Raw genomic sequence first — 15764 nt, forward strand, 5'->3', positions numbered from 1 at the left:
TTCCCTTGCACTTCCTTGGCGGCCTCTTGCCCCGAAACCCCCTGAGGGCCCTCGGGAGTGGGCCACTATGGCGGGCGTTACGCCCTATCCCAATGCAAGGGACCCCTGATGAGACTGACCGACATATCGCTGAACTGGCTGCTTCCGGGCGCCGTACTGCTCCTGGGGATGCTGGCGGCGGTGGCGGTGCTCGCGCGCGGCAAGCGCTCCTCCGGGGAGAACGCGAGCTCGGACGACTCCTGGGAGCGCAGCGAGGAGCGCCGCAGACGCAAGGAGGCCATCTACGGCACGGCCTCGTATGTGCTCCTGTTCTGCTGTGCGGCGGTCGCCGCCGCCCTCTCCTTCCACGGCCTCGTCGGCTTCGGCGAACAGAACCTGGGACTGACCGACGGCTGGCAGTACCTGGTGCCGTTCGGCCTGGACGGCGCGGCGATGTTCTGTTCCGTCCTCGCGGTGCGCGAGGCCAGCCACGGTGACGCGGCCCTCGGCTCCCGGATCCTCGTGTGGCTGTTCGCCGCCGCGGCGGCGTGGTTCAACTGGGTGCACGCACCCCGGGGCGCCGGGCACGCGGGCGCCCCGCAGTTCTTCTCCGGTATGTCGCTGTCGGCGGCCGTCCTGTTCGACCGGGCGCTGAAGCAGACCCGACGGGCCGCGCTGCGCGAGCAGGGCCTGGTGCCGCGCCCGCTGCCGCAGATCCGTATCGTCCGCTGGCTGCGGGCCCCCCGCGAGACCTACAGGGCCTGGTCGCTGATGCTCCTGGAGGGCGTGCGCAGCCTGGACGAGGCCGTCGAGGAGGCCCGCGAGGACAGGCGGCAGAAGGAGGAGACGCGGCAGCGCCGGCGCGACCAGCAGCGGATCGAGCGGGCTCAGCTGAAGGCCATCAGCCGGGGGCACCGGGGCTTCGTCGGCCGCGGAGGACGGCAGGTCGAGGTACAGGCGGTGGAGCGTGGCCCCGCCCCGGCGACCGCGGAGCCTGCCATATCCAGCGCGGAACAGCTGCCCGTACGCGCCCGCCCCTCCCTGCAGCCGGTCCGCGCCGGATCCGCTGAGCAGGTGACCGTCGACCTCACCGCCGAGGACGACACCATGGCCCTGCCGCGCCTGGACTCCCTGGAGCGCAAGCTGAAGGACCTGGAGCAGCAGTTCGGCTAGCACCCTCGCTTCGAGGGGCCGGGGGCGTGACCGCGCGGGTCACGCCCCCGGTCCGTCTCCGGGCGGTGGAACCGCACCTCCCCCAGGGCCACGGGGCTCTGCTGCCGGTACGCCTCCCCCGCGTGGGCGCGACCGGCCACGACTCACCCGCACCCATGAGCCCGCCTCCCGCAAAAGCCTCACGCGGCCTCGGCGCCCAGCTCGAACCACACCGACTTGCCCACCCCGTGCGGCCGTACACCCCAGGCGTCCGCGAGGGACTGCACCAGCACCAGGCCGCGCCCATGGGTGTCGTCGTCCGAGTCCGGGCCTCTCAGGTCCGGTCTGCGGGACACGAAGTCCCGTACCTCCACCCGCAGTCCGCCCGCCTCCACGACGGCCGTGAGGACCGCGTCGTCGTCGGTGTGGACGAGCGCGTTGGTGACCAGTTCGCTGGTGAGCAGTTCGGCGATCTCCGAGCGGCCCGGTTTGCCCCAGTGCCGCAACAGCTCGCGCAACTCCCGGCGTGCCTCGGGCACCGCCCTGAGATCCGCCCGCCCCAGCCTGCGCCGGAGCCGGTGCGCGTGTTCCGTGGTGGTGTCGGCCTCTTCCCCCGTCGTCGCCGAGGAGCCCCCGACGACCGCGGGACCGCCCCCTCGTGCCTGACTCTTCATGACCCCCGCCCGCACGCCGCTGGACCCTGCCCCTCCTGGTCGAACACGTTCACGGGGGATGCTTGCCCAGCACGAACCCGGGCAGTCCTGGCACATGCCCGATGACCGGCGGTTCGGCCACGGCCGTACGGCGCCTGGACCGTCCGCCGGGCCGCGCCGCGCCCCGTCCGCCGGCCTCCCGTACGGCGCTGGGCGCCACGGACGCCCCGGGACGGCAAGGCAGATGCGTCCGGCACCGGCCGTCGGCACGCCGTCACACGCCGTGAAAGTGGCCGAAATCCGCTCCTCCGCCGGTGGCTTCAGGGGCGGGGCACGTTACGCGGGGCGGCGCGGGCCGTCCGGAGCATCCGGCCCGCCGCGCCGTCCAGCACGATCCCGGAGCCCCGCCGGCAGGGCGAACCCGGTGACCATCTCGGCGCTGATCCTCGGCGGGACGGAGAGGGCGTCGGGATCGGTGACGATGTCCACCGGGGCCGGTCCCCGGCGCCTGAGGGCGTCCTTGAGCGCGCCGGCGAGCCGCATGGGCTCCGCCAGGCGAGCACGGCCGCCGTGGCGGCGTCGATCCTCTTGGGCATGGAGCACGGGGGAAGCGGTTACGCCTCCCACACGGCCGCCGCCGTACGGTCGTCGGCGTAGCCCTTCACCCGTACCTGGGCGTCGGCGAGGAACGCGGCGAGCCCCGGCGGGGTGTGGCCGGACCAGCGGCGGGCCAGGTAGGCGGGGAGAGCGGCCTCGCCGCGCAGCGGGTCGGCCAGGCCCGCGGTGCACATCACCAGCGCATCACCCGGGCGGGCTACCGAGGCGCGGAACCGGAACGGCTCGCGGGGCGGCTCGGGCGCCGGTTCGTACGGGCTCGGCGGGGTCGGGATGCCGAGGTCCATGGTGAGCCGGTCGCCCTCGGGGGTCTCGGCGGGCGCGCCTGCGGGCCGGGAGCCGAAGCCGACGACGGGTGCGCCGCCGGTGTCGTGGGGCGCGGGGCGCGGCTCGATGTCCTGCCACTCGCCGTTCCGCAGCCGGAACAGGCCGCCGTCGCCGACGCCGAAGAACACGCGCGTACGGCAGTCGGGGTCGGCGGGCAGCAGCAGACAGCGCAGGCTCGCCGCGTACTCCTCCGGGTCGACGCCCTGCTCGGCGGCGCTCGCCCGGAGCCTGCCGAGGCTGCGGTCGGTCAGCCGGTGCAGTCCGGACTTCAGGTCGCCGCGGCGGGCGGCCCTGATGTCCTCCGCGAGCCGGTGATGGCTGCGGCCCACGGCCCGCCCGATCCACCGGCACGCCTCGGCCGCCGCCAGATGCGCGCCCGGCGTGCCCCGGACCCCGGTCGCCATCGCGACCAGCACCAGCGCCTGCTCCCCCGTGCCGAACCGGGCGGTCAGCAGCGAGTCCCGGCGCGGCTCGCCGCGGTAGCGCGCCGAGTCCCCGCGCAGCGACACGGCCCGCAGTGTGCACGCCCCGTACCGGGCGCCGTCCAGCACGGTGTCCGCCACCAGTTCCGCCAGTCCGTCCGGATCCGCACCCGGCAGGGCGGTGGGCTCGGGATCGTAGGTGGGCGGTCCGGAGCCCACGTAGTCGAGCGCGGAGGGAGGCGGGGCGACAGCCGACAGGAGGGGGAGGGACGCGAGGGTGGGCGGGGGCACGGAGGCCAGGGCTTGCGCGGGCGTGGGAGCCGGGGCGGGCGCGGGGGTGGTGGGCTCTGGCGGGTGAGGAGCGGTGGGGGGCGCGGAAGCCTGCGGGGGCGTGGCGGGGCTGGGCTGCGGCGGGTGGGGAGTGGTGGGGGGCGCAGGGGCGGGCGCAGCAGCCGGTGCGGGCGCGGGGGCCGTGGGCTGCGGCGGGTGGGGGGTGGTGGCGGGGAGGGGCGCGGGTGGGGAGGGGAAGTGCGTCGGCCGGTCTTGCGGCTCGGGGGGCGAGAGGGGCGCTTGCTCCGGCGCGATGCGCTCCGCGGGGGGCGCGGCGGCCGCCGCCGGGTCCGGCGGCTCGGGGGGCGGCGCGGACGCGAGCCCGTCGTCCGCGTACCGGCCCGCGGGCGGCGCGGCGGGGGCCTGCTCCTGCCCCGTGCGACCAGGGGGTGCCGGCGGGTTCTGGGGCTCGGGGGTGCGCTGGGCCGGTAGCGCGGCCTGGCCGGGGAGCGGCCGCCCAGGGGGGTCGTCCCGTCGGGGCGGCCCGCCGGTGCCGCCGCCCGCGTCGGCGGTGCCGTCCCACGTACCCGGTCCGGACGGCGCTCCCGTGACCGGCCGGCCCGTCACCGTGCGCTTCGCGGAGGCGAACCGGTCGTCCAGGGAATCGGGCGCCGCCGTGGGCCCCGTGTCCTCGGTGGAGTCGTCGTACAGCTGTCCCCACCAGTCGTCCTCAGGACGGCCGGGCCTTCCCCCCTGCTGGCTCATGCCGCTCATTGTCCACCGCACGGGCGGTATGAAAACGGGGCATCGGGAAAATCCGGCGCACCGGCCGCGCCCGACGGCGCGTCGGGTGACGGGCTGAACAGCCGTGCGAGACACGGGAGATGGCCCCCGGGCGGTCCCACCCCCCACGGGAGGACCGCCCGGCGACGTCTGCCGGCCCCGACGCCACCGGCCTGGAGGTGCTGTCGCTGCTGCTGGCCGGGCTGACCGACGCGAGCGTGGCCGAGCAGCTCGACCTGGGCCTCAGGACCGTGCAGCGCAGGATGCGGCGGCTGATGGAGCTGGCCGGGGTGGCGACCCGGCTGCGGCTGGGCTGGCACGCGTACGAGCGGGGCTGGATGACCCGCTCCTGGTGTCCTGCGGGTGCCCTGCGGATCCCCTTCCCTCCCCCTCCTCTCCCCCGCTGCCCCGTCCTTGACCTGCGGCTTCGCGGCTTCTCCGGCACTCTGGGCAGATGGGAGTGCGGGAACTCCTGCTGGTCGGCGTGGTCATCGTGCTCGGCCTGTGCGGAGTGCTGGTGCCCGGTGTGCCGGGATCGTGGCTGGTGTGGGCCGCGGTGCTGTGGTGGGCGCTGACCGATCCACGGCCGCTGGCCTGGGCCGTCCTGGTGGGCGCCGGGGCGGTGCTGCTGCTGTCGCTGGCCGTGCGCGCGGCCCTGCCGAGGCGCCGGCTCCGCGAGAGCGGGGCCACGCCGCGGATGGCGGTGTACGCGGGTGCCGGGGCCCTTCTCGGCTTCGTGCTGCTGCCGGTGCTGGGCGCGCTGCCGGGCTTCGTGGCGGGGATCTACCTGCACGAGCGGCTCCGTCTCGGCGGGCACGGTGAGGCGATGGCCTCCCTGCGCACGACGATGCGTTCGGGTGGCTCCAGTGTGCTGACGGAGCTGTTCGCCTGCCTGTTGATCGCGGCGGCGTGGCTGGGGGCGGTGCTGTGGGGCTGAGCCGCCCCGCCGCGACAAGCCCGCCACGACGAGGACCCTCCCCCGGCGCCTCAGCCCGTTCCGCCGAGCACCCGCCGGACCGTGTCCGCGACCGCCGCCATGCCGGTGTCGTTGAAGTGCAGGTGGTCGCCGGGGTCGTAGGCGGGCAGGAGGCGGGTCGGGTCGGCCGGGTCGCGCAGGGTGGCGTCGGCGTCGGCGACCGCGTCGAAGGCGCCACCGGTGCGGATGAACGCGTTCACCTGCTGACGTACCGCCTCCCGGGCGGTCGTGTAGGCGGAGAAGCCGCGGTACGGGGTGAGGGTGACGCCGATGACCCGGACGCCGCGGGCGTGGGCGCGGGCGACGAGCGTGCGGTAGGCGGCGGCGTACGCGGCGACGTCGTCGGCCGTCGGTGTGCCCTTGATGTCGTTGATGCCCTCCAGGACGACCAGGACCCGGACCCCGGCCCGGTCCAGCGCGTCGGCGTCCAGGCGGGCGAGGGCGTTCGGGCCGGCGCCGTCGTGCAGCAGGCGGTTTCCGGAGATGCCGGCGTTGAGGACGCCGAGCCGGTCCGCGCGCAGCTGTTCGGCGAGCCGGTCGGGCCAGCGGTGGTTGGTGTCGGGGGTGGACCCGTTGCCGTCGGTGAGGGAGTCGCCGAACGCGACGATGCTGCCCGCGGCGCCGCCGAGGACGTCGACGCCGGTGACGTAGTACCAGCGGCTGATGGCGGTCGTGTAGGCGGCGCCCCCCTCGTCGCCGGCCCGGCCCGCCCCGGCCGGGGCCACGTAGCTGGTCTGCAGGGCGGTCTGGTGGTAGGTCGCGGGGCCGCTGTCGCCGGGGGTGTACACGGTGACGAGGAGGTCGGCGGCGGCCGGGACGGGCAGCGGCACCGGGTCGGTGACCGCGTCCTGGCCGGGCGGGACGGTGACGGCCGGGGCGCCCTGGAAGGTGGCGGTGCGCAGGCTGCCCGGCACGGCGTTCGGACCGGCCGCCCGCAGCGCGACGGTGACCGCGCCGAGCTGCAGCGGCGCGGTGCCGAACCGGTTGCTGAGCCGGATGCGCACGGCCGTGCCGCCGGCGCTCAGGTGGACGACGTTGCGGACGGCGGCGCCGGGCAGTGCGGGAGTGGTGCCCGACGGCGCGGTCTCCCAGCTGCCGGTCCAGGACGGCGGCACCGGCTCCGCGACGGCGGGCATCGCCGTACCACCGCCGGTCCGGGGCGGCGGCACCGGCTCCGCGACGGCGGGCGTCGCCGTCCCCGGCAGCATCGCCAGCAGCAGCACCGCGAGGATCCGTCCGACCCCGGCCATCTCCGCACCCGCCCTTCCCCGTTGTCCGTCGGAGCAGACCGTGCCATACGGCCGGGCCGCGCCACCGTACCTTCGACGGCGGTCCACCCGCTCGGCCCAACGGACGTGGCGCGGCGGCCGGATCCTGCCCAAGCCGCGGGGGCCGGGCCGCATCTCCGCCGCCTCGTCGCCGGTCCCCCGCCGAAAGCCCCCGGGCGCGGAGCCGAAGCGCGGGGCGGGCGGGCGTGCCTGGCTGCTGTCATGACCGGATCTCAGCGCGGCGGAGCGCGCGTGTCCGGCGTCGCGACGGCCCGGCCGCAGGGCCACCGTCGGCCCAGTGGCGAGGGTGCACAGCCGGGGGCCGGAGGCGGAGCGGACCGGGGGTCTAGCGCGGCGCGGGCAGGCCGCGCCCGGCGGAGTTCATGAAGTCCGGCATCAGCCGGTCGGCGGCGGACGCGGGGCTCCTCCGTCACGCCGAGGCGGTCGGGCTGCTGGCCGTGTCCGCGGGGATCGGCACCAGCGTCCTGGTCGGCCGGCGGGACGCGGACTCCGCCACCGCCGTCCTCGCCTGCCACCTGGACCGGATCTTCGGGGCCGCGGACCCGCCCTAGGGCGTGCCGGCGGCGGGCGCGCCCTCCAGGGTCAGCAGCCACACCTTGCGTTCGACTCCGCCCGCATACCCGGTCATCGCCCCGTTCGCGCCGATGACCCGGTGGCACGGGCGCACGATCAGCAGCGGGTTGGCGCCGATCGCTCCGCCGACCGCGCGCACCGCCGCGCGGGACGCGCCGATCCGTGCGGCGATCTGTCCGTAGGTGACGGTGGCGCCGTACGGCACCTCGTCCAGCGCGGCCCACACCTGCTGCCGGAACTCGGTGCCGTGCGCGCTCAACGGCAGCCGGAACTCCTTGAGTTCACCGGCGAAGTAGGCGGTGAGCTGGTCCGCTGCGGCACGGAACGGCCCGCCGTCGTGCCGCCAGTCCTCCCGCACCGTCCGGCCGCCCTTCTGCCCGGGGACGGACAGCGAGGTGAGCGCCCCGTCCGCGTCGGCGGTGAGCAGCAACCGCCCCACCGGGGCGTCCAGCCGGGTCCAGTACACGGTCGTCATCGGCTCCACTCCCCTGCCACGCGCAGATGCTGGACGGCGTACGAGCGCCAGGGCCGCCAGCCGTCGGGCACCTCCGTGCCGGGCGGGGCGACGTCCGGATCGCCGAGGGCGCGTACGCGCATCGCGGCGACGGTCGCCGGGTCCATGCCGGGCAGGGCGAGCAGGGCCTCCTGGGCTTCGTCCCGGTCGGCTCCCGGATCCAGCCGGACGGTGCCGTCGGCGAGGGCGGCGGCCAGCGCGCCCAGCGGTCCGCCGGGCTCGGCCTCGGCGAGCACGGCGGGCTCGGGGAAGAGATGGGTGAGGCTGCCGCAGGGCGCGTCGAGCAGCTTGCCGTACCGGCGCACCAGCTCCTCGGCACCCTCCTTCCCGGCCAGGGCGCGGACCGCGGGCTCCAGCGGGTCCACCGTGCCGGGCGAGCGCAGTCCGGGCCGGGCGGCGACCAGCGGGCCCAGCCTCGGGTCGGCGCCGAGCCGCTCGTCGACCGCGTACGGGTCGGCGTCCAGGTCGAACAGGCGCCGCAGCCGCTGCACGGCGGTGGTGAGGTCCCTGGGGTCGGTCAGGTGCAGCCGTGCGTCCAGCCAGCCGCCCAAACGGGTGCCGGCGCCGGTGCGGGACGCCCGGGTGCGCTCCTCGACGGCGACGAGCCCGGTACCGTACGGCAGCCGCAGGGTGCGCCGGTAGGTACGGCCGCCCGGCGCGCCGCAGACCTCCTCGACACCGGCTACCGCCTCCCGCGCGAGCTGGTCGAAGACGGCGCCGCTCTGGTACGGGCCGCGGTGGGCGAGCCGCAGCGGTATCCCGGCGCCCGGCGTGGCCCGGCCGGCGCCCCGGGTGCGCGCGGTGCCCCGGGAGCGGTGGGCGGCGGCCCGCAGCTCGGTCGGCGTCGAGGCGTACACCTCGCGCACGGTGTCGTTGAACTGCCGCACGCTGGCGAACCCGGACGCGAACGCGATCTCGGTGACCGGCAGGTCGGTGGTCTGCAGGAGCAGCCGCGCGGTGTGCGCCCGCTGGGCCCGGGCGAGCGCCACCGGCCCGGCGCCGAGCTCGGTGGTGAGCTGGCGCTGGACCTGCCGGGCGCTGTACCCGAGCCGCGCGGCGAGCCCGGCGACGCCCTCGCGGTCCACGACCCCGTCGGCGATCAGCCGCATGGCCCGACCTACGACGTCCGCCCGCACGTTCCACTCCGCCGACCCCGGCACGGCGTCCGGCCGGCACCGCCGGCAGGCCCGGAACCCGGAGCCCTGTGCGGCGGCGGCCGTCGGGAAGAACCGCACGTTGCGCCGCTTCGGCGTCACCGCCGGGCAGCTGGGCCGGCAGTAGATACCGGTGGTCTCGACGGCGAAGAAGAAGGCTCCGTCGAACCTGGCGTCCCTGCTGCGTACGGCTTCGTACCCGGTGTCCTCGTCCATCACGACTCCAGTGTGCGGTGGGGCCGGGAGGTGGAGCCAGCGGGATTCGGACCTCGCGCTGGGGCCGTCGAAGGCGTGCCGTCGGGCTGCGGCGGGGTCCGCGCCGCGCCGGGTGCGGGTCGTGTGCGGCGGGACCCCCGGTTCCCCGCGCCCCTGAGGGGTGCGGGGAACCGCGCGGCCCTGAGAGGTGCGGGGAACCGCGCGGTCCTGACCGGCCGCGGCACAGGGCCCCTACCGGGAGCGCCCTCGCTTGGCCTCCATCGCGGCCTTCCCTTCGGCGCCCTTGCGCTTCCAGTCCCGCCGGAGCTCCGCGCGGACCCGCGCGTCGGTCTTCGCCACGATCCACTGGTTCTCCCGCACCAGCTTCCGGTAGCTCTCCAGCCGCCGCACCGCGAGCTGCCCGCTCTCCACGGCGGAGCGCACCGCGCAGTCCGGTTCGCTCTCGTGCGCGCAGTCGTGGAAGCGGCACCCCTCGGCCAGTTCCTCGATCTCGGCGAACACCTGGCCGACGCCGTTCCCGGCGTCGTACAGGCCGACGCCCCGGAGTCCGGGTGTGTCGATGAGCACCCCGCCCGAGGGCAGGGCGAGCAGGTTGCGGGTGGTGGTGGTGTGCCGGCCCTTGCCGTCGACGTCCCGCGCGGCCCGCACGTCCATGACGTCCGCGCCGACGAGGGCGTTGGCCAGCGTGGACTTGCCCGCGCCGGACTGGCCGAGCAGCACGGACGTACCGGAGCCGACGAGCGCGACGAGGACGTCGAGCCCCTCGCCGTGCAGGGCGCTGACGGTCAGCACCGGCACGCCGGGCGCGCTCGTCTCGACGTCCCCCACCAGGTGGGCCAGGGTGACCGGGTCGGGCACGAGGTCGGCCTTGGTGAGGACGACGACGGGCTGGGCGCCGGACTCCCAGGCGAGGGCGAGGAAGCGTTCGACGCGGCCGAGGTCGAGGTCGACGGCGAGCGACACGGCGACGACGGCGTGGTCGACGTTGGCGGCGAGGATCTGCCCGTCGGACCGCTTGGAGGAGGTGGAGCGCACGAAGGCGGTGCGGCGCGGCAGATACGCGCGCACGTACCGCGGGTCACCGTCCGGGTCGACGGCGACCCAGTCCCCCGTGCACACGACCTTCATGGGGTCGCGGGGCACGACGAACTCGGTGTCGGCGCGGACGGTACCCACGGGAGTGACGACGTCGCACTGGCCGCGGTCGACCCGGATCACCCGGCCGGGCAGCAGCCCTTCGGCGTCGTAGGGGGCGAACGCGTCGGCCCAGTCGGCGTCCCAGCCGTAGGGAGCCAGCGCGGAGGACACAGCAGAGGTGGAAGTCAAGGGAGACCCTTCACAGGGTGGCCCCGGGCAGGCGCGTACGACGCGGTGGGTTCAGCCGGTGGCCACGGAGGTGGACTTGAGGAGTTCCTGGATGAGGGCAGCGCCCAGCGCAGTGACAGCCATCGGTCGACACCTCCTTCGTCCCGCTCGCGTCCGCGCACACCACCTCGGCGTGCCCGGCAACTGTAGCCCGCGGGCGGGCCCACGCGTCAAAGCATTATTCGCGCCGGTGCTCAACCGCCCGCGCAGGCCGTGCCGTTGAGCGTGAAACCGTGGGGAGAACGGTTCACGTCCTGCCGGCTGCCGATGAAGCCGAAGGACAGGCTGCCGTGCGCGGCGACGGTCCTGTTGTAGTCGGCGGCGGTGGCGATGACGCGGGAGCCGTCCTGCCGGGCGGTGGCGTCCCACATCTGGCCGACCTGCTGGCCGTCGCGGAAGCTCCACGCGACCCGCCAGCCGGTGAGCGCCTTGTCGGTGGTGACGGTGACGGTGGCCTGGAAGCCGTCGGGCCACTGGTTGACGAGCTGGTAGGCGACCCGGCAGGTGGCGCCGGGTGCGCTGGTCCGGGGGCCGGGTCCGGGCCGGTACGTGGCCGAGGAGGCGCCCTGCGGTTCGGGGTCGGGCTCCGTACGGTGCGATCCGGCCGTCGTGCGCGGCGCGGAGGGCGTGGCGGCGGGGGCGGGCGGTGACGAGGCCGGCCGGGTGGTGGGGCGGGAGACGCTGGGGTCGGCGACCGGCTGCCGGTCGTCGGGGGCCGCGGCGGTGTCGTCGCCGGAGCCGCCGAACGGCATCATCGACACGCCGAGGGCCAGTGCCGACAGCAGCACGGCGGCGGCGAGCAGGCCGCCGCGCAGGACGCGGCTGCGGCCGGTGCCCTCCCGCGGATCGCCGCCCGCGGGGTCGGGGCCGCCGGGGCGGCCCGCGCCGAGGCGGACCTCGGCGGCGCGGCGGCGGCGTTCCAGGTAGGCGAGGCCGCCCCAGCCGACGACGCCGCCGGCCAGCGCGGCGGGCAGCCCGCCGCCGTGCAGCCGCAGACAGGCGGCGGCCTCGGCACACCGCACGCAGGTCGCGAGGTGCCGGGAGAGGTCGTCGGGGGCGTCGGCGGCCGGCGAACGGGTGACCGCGTCCAGCAGGCGGGCGTAGGAACGGCACCGCGCGCCCATCGGGGTGTCGAGGTGGGCGCGGTGGCAGCGGTCCCGGAACAGGGTGCGGACCTGGCCGAGTTCGTCGGCGACGGTGGCCGGGTCCAGGCCGAGCCGGCGGGCGACGGCGGGCAGCGGCAGCGCCTCCACCTCGGCCAGCCACAGCAGCGAGGCGTCGGCCTCCTGCATGTCCCTGAGGGCGCGCAGCGCGATCGGGCGTTCCAGGGGCGGGCCCGAGAACCGGGCGGCCCGCCCGGAGTTGAGCCACAGCCTCAGGTCGGGGTCGAGCCGGTGACCCTGTCCGTCGGCCTCCCACCCGGCCGCGGTGTCGCGCACGGCGGTGAGCAGGGCCGGGATCGTGGGCAGCCGTGCCGTGCGCCGGCCCGCGCCGCGCACATGGGTGCGCGCGGCGGCGCGGACCTCGCGCATACCGCGGGTGAACGCCTCGGTCGCGAGCTGATGGGCCGTCAGGGACCCGGAGGTGCACAGGTCCGCGTAGCTGAGCACCGCGTCCCAGCCCTCCGAGAACAGCGCGGTCTCGGTGGCGTCCTGGGGGGTCGGCAGGTCGGACATGGGACTCCTGCATCCACGAGCGAGGTCAACTCACCAAAGGAGGAAGAGAGTTGCAGGAAACCTCGCGGCAGGCACCGAGCCTTTCACGTCCCCGACACAACTGACAAGCGGCCTGTTCACATCCGGTTACCGATGGTGGCGGTGCGGACGCGTGACGCGACGGACCCCCAGCTGCGCCCTCCTGTACGGACGGCGGCGCCGCCGTGCTCACCGGTCCGGCGCGCGATCACACCTCGGCGGCTGCCTCCGTGGCGTCCGCCACCGGTTCGCCGGCGGGCAGGCTGTCCATGAAGGAGCTGACGGAGAAGACCGCACGGCCGGGTCCGGGCGGGCCGTAGCCGGGCGGGGAGGAGAGCCCGAAGTCCTCCATCGTCTGCCGGTAGGCCTGCAGCAGCCGGATGTGGTACTCCAGCGGCGCCCCCTGCGGGTTGGCCTTGCCGAGCGGCGTGGTGGGTTCCGGGCACCAGGTGGTGAAGCGGGGCGTGATGCCGTGCGACATGAAGAAGCGCAGGCCCTCGGTGGTGGAGGCGATCGCCTCGTCGACGGTGGTGAAGCCGAACGGCTCGGCCATCTCCACGCCCGCGACGAAGTTGGGGATGACGTTGCGCGCCCCGAAGATCTCCGCCGAGTCGAGGATCCGCCTGTGCCACTCGTCGCGGCCGACGTACCGCTCCTTGCCGGGGCAGTACAGCTCGAACAGCCGGCGGTCCCACACCTCGAAGTTGGGGTGGTAGATCTGCACGCCGTAGTCCTTGAACCGCTGCACGTCCGCCTTGGGCAGCGCCTGCGCGACGACCTTGCCGATCCAGCGGCCCGGGAAGCGCTCCTCGATGGCCTTGGCGTAGTGGCCGTAGAAGTCGGCCTCGTCCCGTCCGGCGACGGTCTTGGTGATGGCACCGCCGGTCAGGGTGTAGGCGGTGGACGCCTTGGCCGTGTCGTACCGGTCGATGATCTCCAGCGCCTCCAGGACCTCTTCCACGTCCTTGACGCCGGTGTAGGGCCGCCCGGCCGCCTTGTGCTGGCGCCAGTTGTGGTTGATGTCGCAGTACTGGCACTCCTCCTTGGCGCCGAAGTACTGGCAGACGCGGAAGACGGTCAGGTAGATGAGATAGCCCCACTGGATGGTCGGGGCGACCTCCATCACGGACTTCCCGTTGGAGAGGGTGTGCCGGTAGTACTCGGGCATGGGCGGCACGCCGACGTCGGCGATCCGCTTCCCGTCGAGGTAGAGCCCGAGCAGCCCCTCGTCGTCGGCGGCCACCCGGTACGGCGAGGCGGGGTTCACCCGTACGGAGACGACGGTGCGGCGCAGGTCGTAGGGGCCGCCGGTGAGGATGATCTCCTCCGGCGGGCGCCTGAGCGCCGCCTCGCCGAGTTCGGGCAGGGTGCCGTGGTCGAAGGAGAAGATGAAGTACGACTTCGGTTTGACCTCGCCGCCCTCGTTGTCACTGAGGGCGGACGGTTCGAAGGCGACGCCGCCGCGGAGCAGGTCCTCCTTGAAGACGGCTTCCCGCGGCACCTGCGGGAACCGCTCCATCAGATCCTCGACCAGCGCGGTACGACTGCCCATCCGTCTGTCTCCTCCCGGTTCAGGCGTACGTCTCACACCGTATGCCCCCGCCCGGACCTCAGCCGTGCCGGGTCCCCGCACGGCGTGCGATGTGTTCCGGTACGGCGGTGCGGGCCGGCAGCGCCGGGTCGGGCTCCGGGACGCCCCAGACGGTGGTCAGCGGCAGGACGCCGGCCCACAGGCCGAGGGACGCGTCGGGGCCGTCGCCGTCGTCCGGGGCGCCGGTGCGGATCTTGACGGAGGCCTCTTCGAGGGAGAGGGCGAGGAGGGTGGTGGCCGCCAGCTCCTTGCGGCTGGGGCGGCGGGCGTACGACCACTGGCCCGGCGCGGAATGCTCGGTGAGCAGGCGCAGGCCGGCCAGCTTCTCCTCGCCGTCGGTGACCTTGCGGGCCACGCCGTGGATCATGGCGCTGCGGTAGTTGACGCCGTGCTCGAAGACGGACCGGGCGAGCACGAGTCCGTCCACGTGGGTGACGGTCACACAGACGGGGGTGTCCCCGGCGAGGCTGCGGCTGGCGACGGACCCGTGCAGATACAGCCGTCGCTCGTCCCGCCCGTACACCGTGGGCACGACGACCGGCCGGCCGTCGACCAGCACTCCGAGATGGCAGACGAACCCGGCATCGAGGATCGCCTCCAGTTCCGCCCGCTCCCGGCTGCCCTGCTCGCGCAGGCGACGGTGACGGGTGCGGTCGGTGACGGGCAGCCGGGCGGGAAGCGGTTCCTCGATCATGAAGCGCGACGGTACCGATTCCGCAGACGATCGGCCAGTGAAATTCTGTATACGCCTGGCAAGACCATCGAATGCGACGAAATCCGCAGACGGCCTCCCTCCTCGGTCAGGGCGGGTGAGAGGGTCGGCCCACACGCACTCGCCAGGAGGGACGCAACTGTGACAGGGACGGCCGGGACCGCCGGGACGGTCACCAACTGGGCGCGCACCATCACGTACACCGCGCGGGGCTTCCACCGTCCGCACACGCTGGACGCCCTCGCGGCGCTGGTGGCGGGCAGTGCGCGGGTGCGGGTGCTGGGCAGCGGGCACTCCTTCAACCGGATCGCCGACCCCGGCCCGGACGGCGTACTGCTGTCCACCGCCGGGCTGCCGCCGGTGATCGAGGTCGACACGGCCGCGCGCACGGTCCGGGTGTCCGGCGGGGTGCGCTACGCCGAACTGGCCCGCGCGGTCCACGCCCACGGGCTCGCGCTGCCCAACATGGCGTCCCTGCCGCACATCTCGGTCGCCGGTTCGGTGGCGACCGGCACCCACGGTTCGGGGGTCGGCAACGGGCCACTCGCCTCGGCCGTGCGCGAGGTGGAACTGGTCGTCGCGGACGGCTCGACGGTGACGATCGGGCGGGGGGACGCGCGGTTCGACGGAGCCGTGACCTCGCTCGGCGCTCTCGGCGTCGTCCGCGCGCTCACCCTCGCCCTGGAGCCGGCGTACGAGGTGGAGCAGCACGTGTTCACGGAACTCCCGCTGGAGGGGCTGGACTTCGCCGCCGTCGCCGCCGCCGGATACAGCGTCAGCCTGTTCACCGACTGGCGTGAGCCCGGCTTTCGGCAGGTGTGGGTCAAGCGGCGCACCGACCAGCCGCCGGTCCGCTTTCCGTGGGCGGCGCCCGCGAAGACGCCGCTGCACCCGGTGCCGGGCATGCCCGCGGGGAACTGCACGGGGCAGCTGGGCGTGCCGGGCCCGTGGCACGAACGACTGCCGCACTTCCGGGCGGAGTTCACGCCGAGCAGCGGGGAGGAGATCCAGTCGGAGTATCTGCTGCCGAGGCCGGCCGCGATGGACGCGCTGTCCGCGGTCGACGGTATCCGGTCGACGGTCGCCGGGGTCCTGCAGACCTGCGAGGTGCGGACGGTCGCCGCCGACGCACAGTGGCTCAGCCCCGCGCACGGACGGGACTCGGTGGCACTGCACTTCACCTGGGTGCGGGACGAGGCGGCCGTGCTGCCGGTGGTGCGCCGGCTGGAGGAGGCGCTGGCGCCGTTCGCTCCGCGTCCGCACTGGGGGAAGGTGTACGAGATCCCGTCGGCGGTCGTCCGTGGACGGTATACACGTCTCGCCGCCTTCAGGGCCCTGGCCCGCTCGCTGGATCCGGCCGGAAAGTTCACGAACGCCTTTGTGCGGGATCTCCTGGACGACTGACGGCTGAGGGCGGAGGGCTGGCGGCTGACGGCTGACGGCTGACGGCTGACGGCTGACGGCCAGCTGGACCGGCGC

At 75.0% G+C, this 15764-nt stretch carries 13 protein-coding genes and 2 pseudogenes; 5 read left to right on the forward strand and 10 right to left on the reverse strand.

Annotation, left to right across the window (positions count from 1 at the left end; genetic code table 11):
* Positions 1–108: 108 nt before the first annotated feature.
* Positions 109–1152 carry a DUF2637 domain-containing protein gene (locus tag IE244_RS09710; protein ID WP_191872520.1) on the forward strand — a complete coding sequence of 348 codons (1044 nt, stop codon included), beginning with the start codon at positions 109–111 and terminating at the stop codon, positions 1150–1152.
* A gap of 179 nt (positions 1153–1331) precedes the next feature.
* Here the strand turns inward: IE244_RS09710 and IE244_RS09715 are convergent, their stop codons facing one another.
* The 3 genes and pseudogenes from IE244_RS09715 to IE244_RS09725 all read right to left on the reverse strand — a co-directional run bounded on the left by IE244_RS09715 (position 1332) and on the right by IE244_RS09725 (position 4183).
* Entirely contained in the window at positions 1332–1805 is a 474-nt protein-coding gene (locus IE244_RS09715; protein ID WP_031168538.1) for an ATP-binding protein, read from the reverse strand.
* A gap of 299 nt (positions 1806–2104) precedes the next feature.
* Positions 2105–2324 (reverse strand): annotated as a pseudogene (locus IE244_RS09720) (ubiquinone-dependent pyruvate dehydrogenase); the annotation flags it as partial.
* Positions 2325–2398: 74 nt separating this feature from the next.
* Positions 2399–4183, reverse strand: a complete 1785-nt coding sequence (locus IE244_RS09725) for a protein phosphatase 2C domain-containing protein (protein ID WP_191872524.1) — start codon at positions 4181–4183, stop codon at positions 2399–2401.
* Between the two features lie 170 nt (positions 4184–4353).
* Between IE244_RS09725 and IE244_RS41815 the strand changes: the two are divergent.
* Positions 4354–4548: pseudogene (locus tag IE244_RS41815) on the forward strand (hypothetical protein); the annotation flags it as partial.
* A 107-nt stretch (positions 4549–4655) separates the two neighbouring features.
* The gene (locus IE244_RS09730; RefSeq protein WP_191872525.1) at positions 4656–5138 is read left to right on the forward strand and encodes a DUF456 domain-containing protein; all 483 of its coding nucleotides are present in this window, start codon (positions 4656–4658) and stop codon (positions 5136–5138) included.
* A gap of 50 nt (positions 5139–5188) precedes the next feature.
* On the opposite strand, the gene IE244_RS09735 is transcribed toward IE244_RS09730, so the two are convergent.
* Positions 5189–6427 carry an SGNH/GDSL hydrolase family protein gene (locus IE244_RS09735; RefSeq protein WP_191872527.1) on the reverse strand — a complete coding sequence of 413 codons (1239 nt, stop codon included), beginning with the start codon at positions 6425–6427 and terminating at the stop codon, positions 5189–5191.
* A 401-nt stretch (positions 6428–6828) separates the two neighbouring features.
* Between IE244_RS09735 and IE244_RS09740 the strand changes: the two genes are divergently transcribed.
* A complete protein-coding gene (locus IE244_RS09740; RefSeq protein WP_373305728.1) occupies positions 6829–7017 on the forward strand; it encodes a hypothetical protein in 189 nt (62 codons plus the stop codon).
* On the opposite strand, the gene IE244_RS09745 is transcribed toward IE244_RS09740, so the two are convergent.
* From IE244_RS09745 to IE244_RS09770, 6 genes are all read right to left on the reverse strand, one after another.
* The gene (locus IE244_RS09745) at positions 7014–7514 is read right to left on the reverse strand and encodes a methylated-DNA--[protein]-cysteine S-methyltransferase (protein ID WP_191872529.1); all 501 of its coding nucleotides are present in this window, start codon (positions 7512–7514) and stop codon (positions 7014–7016) included. The genes IE244_RS09740 and IE244_RS09745 overlap by 4 nt on opposite strands.
* Complete coding sequence (locus tag IE244_RS09750; RefSeq protein WP_191872909.1) at positions 7511–8923, reverse strand: DNA-3-methyladenine glycosylase 2 family protein; 1413 nt, start codon at positions 8921–8923, stop codon at positions 7511–7513. Before IE244_RS09750 ends, IE244_RS09745 begins: the two co-directional genes overlap by 4 nt.
* 231 nt (positions 8924–9154) lie before the next feature.
* A complete protein-coding gene (gene rsgA / locus IE244_RS09755) occupies positions 9155–10249 on the reverse strand; it encodes a ribosome small subunit-dependent GTPase A (RefSeq protein ID WP_191872531.1) in 1095 nt (364 codons plus the stop codon).
* Between the two features lie 233 nt (positions 10250–10482).
* A complete protein-coding gene (locus tag IE244_RS09760; RefSeq protein ID WP_191872533.1) occupies positions 10483–11964 on the reverse strand; it encodes a cellulose-binding domain-containing protein in 1482 nt (493 codons plus the stop codon).
* Between the two features lie 226 nt (positions 11965–12190).
* Positions 12191–13534 carry a radical SAM protein gene (locus tag IE244_RS09765; protein WP_191872535.1) on the reverse strand — a complete coding sequence of 448 codons (1344 nt, stop codon included), beginning with the start codon at positions 13532–13534 and terminating at the stop codon, positions 12191–12193.
* Positions 13535–13592: 58 nt separating this feature from the next.
* Positions 13593–14267: a pyridoxamine 5'-phosphate oxidase family protein gene (locus tag IE244_RS09770; RefSeq protein ID WP_191872536.1), complete on the reverse strand. Its 675-nt coding sequence runs from the start codon at positions 14265–14267 to the stop codon at positions 13593–13595.
* A 159-nt stretch (positions 14268–14426) separates the two neighbouring features.
* On the opposite strand from IE244_RS09770, the gene IE244_RS09775 reads away from it, so the two are divergent.
* On the forward strand, positions 14427–15689 hold the full coding sequence (locus IE244_RS09775; RefSeq protein ID WP_191872538.1) for an FAD-binding protein: 1263 nt from the start codon (positions 14427–14429) through the stop codon (positions 15687–15689).
* Positions 15690–15764: the final 75 nt, after the last annotated feature.

Origin of the sequence: Streptomyces filipinensis, assembly GCF_014649495.1 — a bacterium.
Classification (GTDB): domain Bacteria; phylum Actinomycetota; class Actinomycetes; order Streptomycetales; family Streptomycetaceae; genus Streptomyces; species Streptomyces filipinensis.

What these genes read in the sequence shown, in the direction of transcription:
- IE244_RS09760 (WP_191872533.1), bottom strand. Translation starts at nt 11,964, where the DNA reads ATGTCCGACCTGCCGACCCCCCAGGACGCCACCGAGACCGCGCTGTTC.
- IE244_RS09765 (WP_191872535.1), bottom strand. Translation starts at nt 13,534, where the DNA reads ATGGGCAGTCGTACCGCGCTGGTCGAGGATCTGATGGAGCGGTTCCCG.
- IE244_RS09750 (WP_191872909.1), bottom strand. Translation starts at nt 8,923, where the DNA reads ATGGACGAGGACACCGGGTACGAAGCCGTACGCAGCAGGGACGCCAGG.
- IE244_RS09715 (WP_031168538.1), bottom strand. Translation starts at nt 1,805, where the DNA reads ATGAAGAGTCAGGCACGAGGGGGCGGTCCCGCGGTCGTCGGGGGCTCC.
- IE244_RS09745 (WP_191872529.1), bottom strand. Translation starts at nt 7,514, where the DNA reads ATGACGACCGTGTACTGGACCCGGCTGGACGCCCCGGTGGGGCGGTTG.
- IE244_RS09730 (WP_191872525.1), top strand. Translation starts at nt 4,656, where the DNA reads ATGGGAGTGCGGGAACTCCTGCTGGTCGGCGTGGTCATCGTGCTCGGC.
- IE244_RS09740 (WP_373305728.1), top strand. Translation starts at nt 6,829, where the DNA reads ATGAAGTCCGGCATCAGCCGGTCGGCGGCGGACGCGGGGCTCCTCCGT.
- IE244_RS09735 (WP_191872527.1), bottom strand. Translation starts at nt 6,427, where the DNA reads ATGGCCGGGGTCGGACGGATCCTCGCGGTGCTGCTGCTGGCGATGCTG.
- IE244_RS09770 (WP_191872536.1), bottom strand. Translation starts at nt 14,267, where the DNA reads ATGATCGAGGAACCGCTTCCCGCCCGGCTGCCCGTCACCGACCGCACC.
- IE244_RS09710 (WP_191872520.1), top strand. Translation starts at nt 109, where the DNA reads ATGAGACTGACCGACATATCGCTGAACTGGCTGCTTCCGGGCGCCGTA.
- IE244_RS09725 (WP_191872524.1), bottom strand. Translation starts at nt 4,183, where the DNA reads ATGAGCCAGCAGGGGGGAAGGCCCGGCCGTCCTGAGGACGACTGGTGG.